This window comes from Pseudomonas mandelii, from assembly GCF_002251635.1.
Lineage (GTDB): Bacteria > Pseudomonadota > Gammaproteobacteria > Pseudomonadales > Pseudomonadaceae > Aquipseudomonas > Aquipseudomonas mandelii_B.
The window spans coordinates 1-9996 of record NZ_NMOJ01000147.1 but is presented as its reverse complement, the minus strand read 5'-3'; the positions used below and the strand labels follow the sequence as shown (position 1 = coordinate 9996).

The 9996-nt window shown below is 60.4% G+C and carries 8 protein-coding genes; 4 read left to right on the top strand and 4 right to left on the bottom strand.

The window, feature by feature from the left end; translation table 11 throughout:
- Positions 1-52 precede the first annotated feature (52 nt).
- Entirely contained in the window at positions 53-856 is an 804-nt protein-coding gene (locus tag B7L09_RS19465; RefSeq protein WP_094470220.1) for a substrate-binding periplasmic protein, read from the top strand.
- Between the two features lie 225 nt (positions 857-1081).
- Positions 1082-2959 carry an RNA helicase RhlE2 gene (gene rhlE2 / locus B7L09_RS19460; protein WP_094470219.1) on the top strand — a complete coding sequence of 626 codons (1878 nt, stop codon included), beginning with the start codon at positions 1082-1084 and terminating at the stop codon, positions 2957-2959.
- A gap of 249 nt (positions 2960-3208) precedes the next feature.
- On the opposite strand, the gene B7L09_RS19455 is transcribed toward rhlE2, so the two are convergent.
- The 3 genes from B7L09_RS19455 to B7L09_RS19445 all read right to left on the bottom strand — a co-directional run bounded on the left by B7L09_RS19455 (position 3209) and on the right by B7L09_RS19445 (position 6403).
- Positions 3209-3793 (bottom strand): YceI family protein, encoded by a 585-nt coding sequence (locus tag B7L09_RS19455; RefSeq protein WP_094470218.1) that lies wholly within the window; start codon positions 3791-3793, stop codon positions 3209-3211.
- Between the two features lie 32 nt (positions 3794-3825).
- On the bottom strand, positions 3826-4377 hold the full coding sequence (locus B7L09_RS19450; RefSeq protein WP_094470217.1) for a cytochrome b: 552 nt from the start codon (positions 4375-4377) through the stop codon (positions 3826-3828).
- A gap of 265 nt (positions 4378-4642) precedes the next feature.
- A complete protein-coding gene (locus B7L09_RS19445) occupies positions 4643-6403 on the bottom strand; it encodes a flavin monoamine oxidase family protein (RefSeq protein WP_094470216.1) in 1761 nt (586 codons plus the stop codon).
- 222 nt (positions 6404-6625) lie between these two features.
- Here B7L09_RS19445 and B7L09_RS19440 point away from each other — a divergent pair, with 222 nt between their 5' ends.
- Together B7L09_RS19440 and B7L09_RS19435 are read left to right on the top strand one after the other, a co-directional pair.
- Positions 6626-8032 (top strand): adenosylmethionine--8-amino-7-oxononanoate transaminase, encoded by a 1407-nt coding sequence (locus B7L09_RS19440; RefSeq protein WP_094470215.1) that lies wholly within the window; start codon positions 6626-6628, stop codon positions 8030-8032.
- Between the two features lie 192 nt (positions 8033-8224).
- Complete coding sequence (locus tag B7L09_RS19435) at positions 8225-8944, top strand: 16S rRNA (uracil(1498)-N(3))-methyltransferase (RefSeq protein ID WP_094470214.1); 720 nt, start codon at positions 8225-8227, stop codon at positions 8942-8944.
- 120 nt (positions 8945-9064) lie between these two features.
- On the opposite strand, the gene B7L09_RS19430 is transcribed toward B7L09_RS19435, so the two are convergent.
- Positions 9065-9967 carry a transporter substrate-binding domain-containing protein gene (locus B7L09_RS19430; protein WP_064454517.1) on the bottom strand — a complete coding sequence of 301 codons (903 nt, stop codon included), beginning with the start codon at positions 9965-9967 and terminating at the stop codon, positions 9065-9067.
- Positions 9968-9996 lie beyond the last annotated feature (29 nt).

The following is a 9996-nucleotide window of genomic DNA, read 5'->3' as shown; positions in this document are numbered from 1 at the left end:
AACAGGCAAGCCAGAGCTTCTCATTAGGCGTTCAGCGTACTAACCTCAGGCGATGCCGATCATTGTCCAGCTGCTGACCGTTGCGCTTTTTACTTGCCTGAGCTTCGCCGCTTGGGGCGAGAAACTACGCATTGTCACCGAGCCATGGGCGCCTTACGTGTATGAAGAAAATGGCAAGTCCCTGGGACTGGACTACGAAACCACGGCGATTGTCTTCAAGCGCCTGGGGATCGAAGTGGACTGGCAGTTCCTGCCGTGGAAACGCTGCTTGTCGATGCTTGAAACGGGCCAGGCGGATGGCGCGCTGGACATTTTTCACAGCGATGAACGCGACGCCACCTTGCTCTACCCCAGNGAGCCGCTGTCGGAAGTCGAGTTCGTGATGTTCTACGCCAACGAGCGCCCCCATCCCTTCCGCACCCTGGACGACCTGAAAGGCCTGACCGTCGGCACCTCGCCGGGCTATCTCTATAGCAAGGATTTCAGCGAATCGACCCTGTTCACTCGGGAGCCGGCACCGACTCATGAAGCCAACTTCGGCAAACTGGTGCGCGGGCGGATCGACCTGCTGATCACTGATCGCCGGGTCGGGCAGCACTTGCTCGACGAATTGGGCATCCGCGACAAGATCACCGAAAACCCAACCGTCATCAGCCACCAGAGCCAGTTTTTGGCAGTACGCCGTAACGCCGGCATGGATTTGCTGGTGCAGCGTTTTGGTGCCGAGCTCAAGCGCTTCAAGCGCGAGCCCGCCTACGCTGAGCTCAGCGCCCGTTATGGCGCAGGCCCGGGGGTGCAAGCCGCCGCCACCTCCACCGTAAAAACCGTTGAGCAGCAGGAAAGCAGCGCGCAGTGATTGCTCTGTTATACTCCGGCCTTTCCGCCAGGCTCACGCCCGGCCGCTGAGGTCTTGAAAAAGGCACCTCGATCCGCTACAGCGCAGCTTTTCAGCCCGCGCGAGCGCTCCAGACGAGCCTTCGAGGCCCAGCAGGACCGGACGGGATTGCGTTCCTCTTAAACGCCATTCACGCCCGGCAAGATTATCCCTTTGGGCCAAGCCCTAACTAAAACAGGATTACTCATGTCCTTTGCTTCCCTCGGTCTCTCCGAGGCTTTAGTCCGCGCCATCGAGGCAGCGGGCTATACCGAGCCTACTCCGGTGCAACAGCGGGCCATTCCCGCCGTGTTGCAAGGTCGCGACCTGATGGTTGCGGCTCAGACAGGTACTGGTAAAACCGGTGGTTTCGCCCTCCCGATTCTGGAGCGGTTGTTCCCCAACGGTCACCCGGACAAATCCCAGCGTCACGGCCCGCGCCAACCGCGCGTACTGGTCCTGACCCCTACCCGCGAACTCGCCGCCCAAGTGCACGACAGCTTCAAGCTGTATGCCCGCGACTTGAAGTTCGTCAGCGCCTGCATCTTCGGCGGCGTCGGCATGAACCCACAGGTTCAGGCCATGTCCCGCGGTGTTGACGTGCTGGTCGCCTGCCCGGGTCGTTTGCTCGACCTGTGCGGCCAAGGCAGCGTTGATTTGTCCCACGTGGAAATCCTCGTGCTGGACGAAGCCGACCGCATGCTCGACATGGGCTTTGTCCATGACGTGAAAAAGGTCCTCGCCCGCCTACCGGCCAAACGTCAGAACCTGCTGTTCTCGGCAACGTTCTCCAACGACATCACCGCCTTGGCCGGCAAGCTGCTGCACAACCCGGAGCGCATCGAAGTCACGCCGCCGAACACCACGGTCGAGCGTATCGAGCAACGCGTATTCCGCCTGGCCGCCAGCCACAAGCGTTCCCTGCTGGCGCACCTGATCACCGCCGGCGCCTGGGAACAAGTGCTGGTGTTCACCCGTACCAAGCACGGCGCCAACCGCCTGGCCGAGTACCTGGACAAGCACGGCCTCACCGCTGTCGCCATCCACGGTAACAAGAGCCAGAACGCGCGCACCAAAGCCCTGGCCGACTTCAAGGCCGGTGAAGTGCGCATCCTGGTCGCCACCGACATCGCCGCACGCGGCCTGGATATCGACCAACTGCCACACGTGGTCAACTTCGAGCTGCCGAACGTCGACGAAGACTACGTGCACCGTATCGGCCGTACCGGCCGTGCCGGTCGCTCGGGTGAAGCCATTTCCCTGGTTGCCCCAGACGAAGAAAAGCTGCTGAAAAGCATTGAGCGCATGACCAAGCAGAAGATTGCCGACGGCAACCTGATGGGCTTCGACTCCAGCGCAGTAGAAGCCGAGAAGCCTGAAGTGCGCGAGCGTCCAGATGTGCGTAACCCGCGCAACCCACGTGGCCCGCGCGGCGACGGCCCGAACGGCACCGGCGGTGGCGGCGGTCGTAAAGACAAGGGCAAGGACAAGGGCGGCAAGGAAAAAGCGCCTGCCACTGGTCGTGGCGATCGCCCGGCCCGCGAACACAAGCCACGCGAAGGCACTCCGGCTCGCGAGCAACAGCGTCCGGCCCCTCGTGCTGCCGCTGATCGTGCTCCGGATGAGTTCCTGGACGACGATGTGGATAACTTCGGTAACCGCGTTGACTACGTGCCTCAGGCCAAACCGGCTCAAGGCCGTGGCCGCCGTCCGGGTGCTCCGGCACCGGCTGCAGGTGCAGGTGCAGGTGCTCCACGCACCGGCGGCAAGCCTCAGGGTCGCCAAAGCGGTCCGCGCAGCAGCGACGGCGCCACCACCGGCACGCCACCGGCCAAGCGCAGCGGTCCACGCAACGGCGCTCCACGTGACGGCCAGGCCCGCCGCGAAGAGTCGCGCAATCGTCGCCCGGCTCGCACCGACGACCAGCCGCGCTCGGAACCGGCCGTGCAAAACCCGCGCGGCCCGGCACCGAAGATCATTCACAAGGAGTCGAAAACNGATCGCTTCCCGACACCCGAGCAGTTGGATCAACTGCCAGGCCGTCCTCGTGGTGAAAAGCCAGCGTTGCTGACCCGCAATCGCTGAGTTATCGCTGCCATGAAAAATGCCCCGGTTCGCAAGAACCGGGGCATTTTTTTTTCCTGACAAAAATCCTGTGGGAGCGGACTTGCCCGCGATGGCGTCAGTTCAGCAAACATCCATGTTGCCTGACCCACCGCTATCGCGGGCAAGCCCGCTCCCACAAGGATTGGCATCGCCTGTAAAGGTTTTGCCAGGCAATAAAAAACGCCCCCGACCATAAGGCCGGGGGCGTTTTTGTTCAGGCGGCGAAAATTACTTCGCTTTCACACCTTCAAACGTCACGTACAGCTCAACAGTGTTGGACGCTGGGCCCAGGTCCATCTGCTTGCCGAAGTCCTGGCGGTTGAAGCTGGTGGTGCCTTCAAAGCCGGCACGGTAGCCGCCCCATGGATCNTTGCCTTCGCCCAGGAAGGTAGCCTTGACCACGATCGGCTTGGTCACGCCGTGGAAAGTCAGGTCGCCGGTCACGTCGGCAGTGACTTGGCCTGCAGCATTTTTACCGGTGGTTTTAACACTGGTGGAGACGAACTTGGCNTTGGCAACGTCCAGGAAGTCTTTGCTGGAGATGTGCTTGTCACGTTCGGCGTGGTTGGTNAACACGCTGGCGGTACGTACGTTGAACTCGATCTTGCTGTCTTCAGGCTTGGCAGCGTCGAAGCTGAACTTGCCGTCCAGGTCCTTGAAAGTACCGGTGATGAAGCTATAGCCCAAGTGGCTGATCTTGAAGTCAACGAAGGCGTGCTGGCCTTCTTTGTCGACAACATAATCAGCCGCCATCACNNNNGCGGACATCAGAGCAGAACCGATTGCCAGAGCGGCGAGCGTCTTTTTCAACATGCTTTCTATTCCTTGTGAGTCGAGGTTGAACATCAGGCTTTGCGCCCCAGCATTCGCGTCAGGGTCGCATCACGATCGATAAAGTGGTGCTTCAATGCTGCCAACGCATGGAGACCGGAAAAAATTACCAGCACCCACGCGAGATACAGATGCACCACACCGGCGGTGTCTGCCTGGTCCGGTAGCCCGGAAACCACGGCAGGAATCTCAAACAGGCCAAACACCGGGATACCGACACCGTCTGCGGTGGAAATCAGGTAACCGGCAATCATCACGGCAAACAGACCGAAGTACAGAAACGAATGACCGAACTTGGCGCCGAGACGCGTCATGCGGCTATACGTTTCCAGTGTCGGGGGTGGCGGGCTGATAAAGCGCCACAACACCCGCAGGACCATGACAGCCAACAACACCAGGCCAATGCTCTTGTGCAATTCAGGCGCGTCTTTGCGCCAGGTGCTGTAATAGTCGAGACCGACCATCCACAGGCCCAGGGCGAACAAACCGAACACCACCAGCGCCACGCCCCAGTGCATGAAGATGCTGACCCAACCGTAGCGCGAAGAAGAGTTACGTAGCTGCATTGCCCAAATCCTGTGAGAGCTGTGCCCAAGACTAGCGATTTACCTATCGAATTAAAGCGGAAAATTTCGCTTTGAAATATCGAGAAATACGATCAAGAGTCTGAAATAGAGTCGTTAAGGAAAGATTAAAGACCAATGTGTGAGAAAAGATGAAGTCCAACCAAGGAACACCTGCGCCACAAGGTTTATTCGATTCTTGTGATGCGTTTCTTTCAGGCATAAAAAAACGCGGCATTTCTGCCGCGTTTCTTTGAGTGCCAAAAGCTTACTGCGCTTTGGTTTCCGTTGCCGGGGTCGCAGCGGGTTTGGCCGCTGCTTTTTTCGCCGTTTCAGCTTTCTTCGCTGGGGCTTTGGCCGGCGCTTTTTTGGCTTCGGTCTTGGCAGCAGGCTTTTTCACCGGGGCTTTCTTGGCCGGCTCGGCTTTCACCGGGGTCGCGGGCTTCGGCGCTTCAACCGGTGCGGGGGCCGGAGTTGGCGCTGGAGCAGGAACCGGTGCTACCGGAGCTGCTGGTTCTGGCGCCTTGACCGGTTCCGGCTTCTTCTCGTCATCGGACGAACCACCAAACAGGTTGGTGAAGAAGTTACCTTTCTTCGCCGCCACTGCACCCGCCGCTACAGCAGTCGCCGCCGGAACAACCTTCGCAGGCTCAAACGACTTGCCCGCCGCCAGGTCTTCAACCTGACTGGCCGCGCGCTGACCGGTGCGCAATGCGCCTTCCAGCGTGCCCGGGTACAAGGTGTCGGTGTGTTCGCCAGCGAACGCTACGCGCTGCAGCGGACGTTCCCACAGGCGCCAGTATTTGCTGATCTGGCCCGGACCGAAGGCCAGGTAAGCGCCGCCCATTGACGGGTCGGTGCTGTAGCGGCGGATTTCATAACCGGTGAACGAACCGCGCGCTTGTGGATAAAACGCGTGCAGACGAATCAGCACCTGGTCGACCATCTGCTTGTCGCCGAACGCCTGCATGACGCGTGCGTTGTCGCCGGACAGGTTGATCACCACGTTGGCGCCACCCTTCAGCGCCGGCTCTACCCACAACATGCCCAGGCCAGTGTTGCTGTAGATCTCGCCGGACATGCGCGCCTTGCTTTCCCACACTGGCGTCTTGAACTTCAGCAGGATCTGGTCACGCCAGCCGTAGTTGGTGCCCTTGATCGCGCCCAGGTGCTGGGCATCCAGCGCCGGGATCATCTGAATCTTGTTCAGGGCGCGCAACGGCACGGCCACCACCACGTAGTCAGCCTGATAGCCGACGCTGCCGACTTTGACGGTCACGCCGTCCTTGTCCTGGGTGATGGACGAGACCGGGGAACTGGTCTTGATGGTTTTCAGCTGTTTGACGAAGGCCTGGGCCAGTACCGGGCTGCCGCCGAGCAGGCGCGAGGCACGCAGGTCACGGTCGGAAACGCCACGGTAAACACGGCTCTGCTGTGCGAAGTACAGCAGCGACAGACGCGAAGGTTCGTCATAACGGGTACGAATCTGCTGGTTCACCAACTGACGCGCCGTGGCTGGCAAGGTCAGACGGTCGAGCCAGTTGGAGACGTTGATCTGATCCAGAGCGTGCAGCGTGTTGTTGGCCGCCGGGTTCTGCGGATCTTCGATCGAACGCGCCAGATCATCCACGGTCTTTTCGTAGCGCTTGAGTGCTTCGGCGGTGGCCGGCTCTTTGGTGGCCAGGTCGGCGGCGGTGTAATACACGCCATCGATCAGGTAGCTCGGGGTCCGCACGAATTCAGGGGCTGGCGTGGTGCTCAGCTTGAAGGTCGATACGTATTTGTTCAGCACCGGTTGGGTCTTGTCGTTGCCGATCCACTCGCTGGTGGCCATGCCGGAGCGACCGCCCAGGCTCGGCTTGGCTTCCAGCAGGGTCACCTGCCAGCCTTTGTTCTGCAGTTCGTAAGCTGCCGTCAGGCCCGAGAGCCCGCCGCCGATCACGATCGCTGTTTTATCCTTGGCCAGCGCAGACACGCTGAACAGCCCCAACATCACCAGCGCACAGGCGCGCAGCCAACCAGCAGACATTCAGCGAACTCCGGAAATACACGAGAAAATAGCGGTTTTGCGAGCCTGTCGGCTCAAAGAACCGCGAAGAATACGTCAGCCATCAAAAGGCCGCCAGCAACGTCTATCGACCTATACAAAGTAGCTCAATCGACACAATGGGTTGTCCCCGTGCGATGCATTGCATAGGCTTGCGCGATTGTTTGCCCGCGAAACCAGCGAGCCGCCTCGAGGAGACTGAACATGGGCCTGAATAATCAGTGGATGCAACGCGATCTCGCGGTGTTGTGGCATCCCTGCACCCAGATGAAAGACCACCAGCAACTGCCGCTGATCCCGATCAAGCGCGGTGAAGGCGTCTGGCTGGAAGACTTCGAAGGCAAGCGCTACCTCGACGCCGTCAGCTCCTGGTGGGTCAATGTGTTCGGCCATGCCAACCCGCGTATCAACCAGCGCATCAAGGACCAGGTGGACCAGCTGGANCACGTGATTCTGGCGGGTTTCAGCCATCAGCCGGTGATCGAGCTGTCGGAGCGCCTGGTGAAGATGACGCCGGAAGGCCTGACCCGGTGCTTCTACGCCGATAACGGCTCGTCGTGCATCGAAGTCGCGCTGAAGATGAGCTTTCACTACTGGCTCAACCGCGGCCTGCCGAACAAAAAGCGCTTCGTCACCCTGACCAACAGCTACCACGGCGAAACCATCGCTGCGATGTCGGTCGGCGACGTGCCGCTGTTTACCGAAACCTACAAGGCGCTGCTGCTGGACACGATCAAAGTGCCGAGCCCGGATTGCTACCTGCGCCCCGAAGGCATGAGCTGGGAAGAACACTCGCGGAACATGTTCCTGGCCATGGAACAGACCCTGGCCGAGCATCACGACACGGTCGCCGCCGTGATCGTCGAGCCGCTGATCCAGGGTGCCGGCGGCATGCGCATGTATCACCCGGTGTATCTCCAGCTGTTGCGCGTAGCCTGCGACCGCTACGGCGTGCACTTGATCCACGACGAAATCGCCGTCGGCTTCGGCCGTACCGGCAGCATGTTCGCCTGTGAACAGGCCGGCATCCGCCCGGACTTCCTGTGCCTGTCCAAGGCCCTCACCGGCGGTTATCTGCCGTTGGCGGCGTGCGTGACCACCGACGACGTCTACGACGCTTTCTACGACGACTACCCGACGCTGCGCGCCTTCCTGCACTCCCACAGCTACACCGGCAACCCGCTGGCGTGCGCGGCGGCCCTGGCGACGCTGGATATTTTCGAAGAAGACAACGTCATCGAAAACAACAAGGCCCTGGCCCAGCGCATGGCCACGGCCACCGCGCACCTGGTTGACCACCCGCATGTGTCGGAAGTGCGCCAGACCGGCATGGTGCTGGCCATCGAGATGGTCCAGGACAAAGCCACCAAAACCGCCTACCCGTGGCAGGAGCGCCGTGGGTTGAAAGTGTTCGAACACGCGCTGGAACGCGGTGCTCTATTGCGGCCNTTGGGCAGCGTGGTGTATTTCCTGCCGCCGTACGTGATTACGCCGGAGCAAATCGACTTTTTGGCTGAAGTGGCCAGTGAAGGCATCGACATCGCGACCCGTGAAGGCATCAGCGTGTCGGTGCCGAAAGACTTCCATCCCGGCTTCCGCGATCCGGGCTGAGTCACCGAAAACCCTGTGGCGAGGGAGCTTGCTCCCTCGCCACAAAAGCTGATTGAGCACGCGGCTATATTCTTAACTCGGCTTCCGCGATCCGGGCTGAGTCACCGAAAACCCTGTGGCGAGGGAGCTTGCTCCCTCGCCACAAAAGCTGATTGAGCACGCGGCTATATTCGACTTTTACAGAGATCCAAGATGAGACTGTCCCGCTTCTTTATCGACGCCCCCTTGAGCACCGGCGAACACGAATTGCCCGAGGCCCAGGCCCATTACATCAGCCGTGTGCTGCGCATGGCCGAGGGTGATGCGCTGCAGTTGTTCGACGGCTCGGGACAGGAGTTTCGCGCCACGCTGGTGGAGGTCGGCAAGAAGCGCGTCGTCGTGCAGATTGATGAAAGCTTCGCCGGGCAAATCGAGTCGCCGCTGCACATCCACCTCGGCCAGGGCCTGTCCCGGGGCGAGCGCATGGATTGGGCGATTCAGAAAGCCACCGAACTGGGGGTGAATGAAATCACCCCGATCTTCAGTGACCGCTGTGAAGTCCGCCTGAAGGACGAACGCGCCGACAAACGCCTGATGCATTGGCGCCAGGTGGCGATCAGCGCGTGCGAGCAATGCGGGCGTTCGCGGGTGCCGGTAATTCATCCGCCGCTATTGTTGGCGGACTGGTTGAAGCAGACCGAGGCTGAATTGAAACTGGTGCTGCATCCGGTGGCTAAGCCGTTGGTAAGTCATGCGAAGCCGGCGACGCTGGCGTTTTTGATCGGCCCGGAAGGCGGGTTGTCCGACGCTGAAGTCGAGCAGGCCAAGGCTCGCGGATTTCATGCTGCCCGCCTCGGTCCTCGGGTGTTGCGCACCGAGACTGCGCCAGTGGTTGCGCTTGCGGTTGCCCAGCAATTGTGGGGTGACTTCTAAGGCCCCATCGCTGGCACGCTCTGCGTGGGCACACATCTGGTGACGCTCTGCGTCACGCTTCGACGCGGAGCGTCGAGGGATGCATTCCCACGCAGAGCGTGGGATCGAGGTACCAGTGCCTTACTCCACCGGATCACTGACCGGCTTGGCAATAATCGCCTTTAACTCGGCTGTCATCGGAAACTCCAGGTTCAAGCCCTTGGGTGGAATCGGCTGTTCAAACCAGCGCTGGTAAATCCCGTTGATTTCCCCCGAGCGGTACAGGTCGCCGAGTGTTTCGTTGACCACTGCGAGAAACTGCGGGTCGTCCTTGCGCACCATGCAGCTGTAGATTTCCCGCGATTGCTCCTTACCCACCACCGCCCAGTGGTGCGGGTCCTTGGCCTTGGCACGCTCGCCGTAGAGCAGCGCGTCATCCATGTAGAACGCCACCGCACGGCCGGTTTCGAGCATCTTGAACGCTTCACCGTGGTCCTTGGCGCTGATCACAAACATGTTGGCTTTGTGTTCGGCGTTGTAGCTCTTTAGAAAACGCTCGTTGGTGGTGCCCGCAGTCGTGACCACGTTCTTGCCCTTGAGGTCATCGAAGCCTTGGATGCCGCTGTCCTTGGCGGTCAGCAACTGGCCTTTCACATAGATAAACCCGTAGGAAAACGCCACCTGCTTCTGCCGCTCGGCGGTGACGCCGGTGGAGCCGCATTCCAGGTCCACGGTGCCGTTCTGCACCAGCGGTATACGGGTTTGGGAGGTCACCAGGTTGTACTTCACATTGAGGTTCGCCACGCCGGTTTTCTGCTGGATGCGCTCAACGATCTTGTTCGCCAACTCCACCGAATAGCCCATGGGCTTGCCGCTGTTATCGCCCACGTAGGAAAACGGCACCGACGCATCGCGATAACCCAACGTGATGGACTTGGCACTGGCGATCTTGCTCAACGTGCCGTCCAGCGGCGCGTCATTCGCCTGAACCTGAGCGCCAAACAAAAGCCCCAGGGTGCAGCCGGTCAACAGGATTTTTTTCATTGTTATTCTCCGTTGGTCTTGCGGTTATT

What these genes read in the sequence shown, in the direction of transcription:
- B7L09_RS19435 (WP_094470214.1), top strand. Translation starts at nt 8,225, where the DNA reads ATGAGACTGTCCCGCTTCTTTATCGACGCCCCCTTGAGCACCGGCGAA.
- B7L09_RS19450 (WP_094470217.1), bottom strand. Translation starts at nt 4,377, where the DNA reads ATGCAGCTACGTAACTCTTCTTCGCGCTACGGTTGGGTCAGCATCTTC.
- B7L09_RS19430 (WP_064454517.1), bottom strand. Translation starts at nt 9,967, where the DNA reads ATGAAAAAAATCCTGTTGACCGGCTGCACCCTGGGGCTTTTGTTTGGC.
- B7L09_RS19445 (WP_094470216.1), bottom strand. Translation starts at nt 6,403, where the DNA reads ATGTCTGCTGGTTGGCTGCGCGCCTGTGCGCTGGTGATGTTGGGGCTG.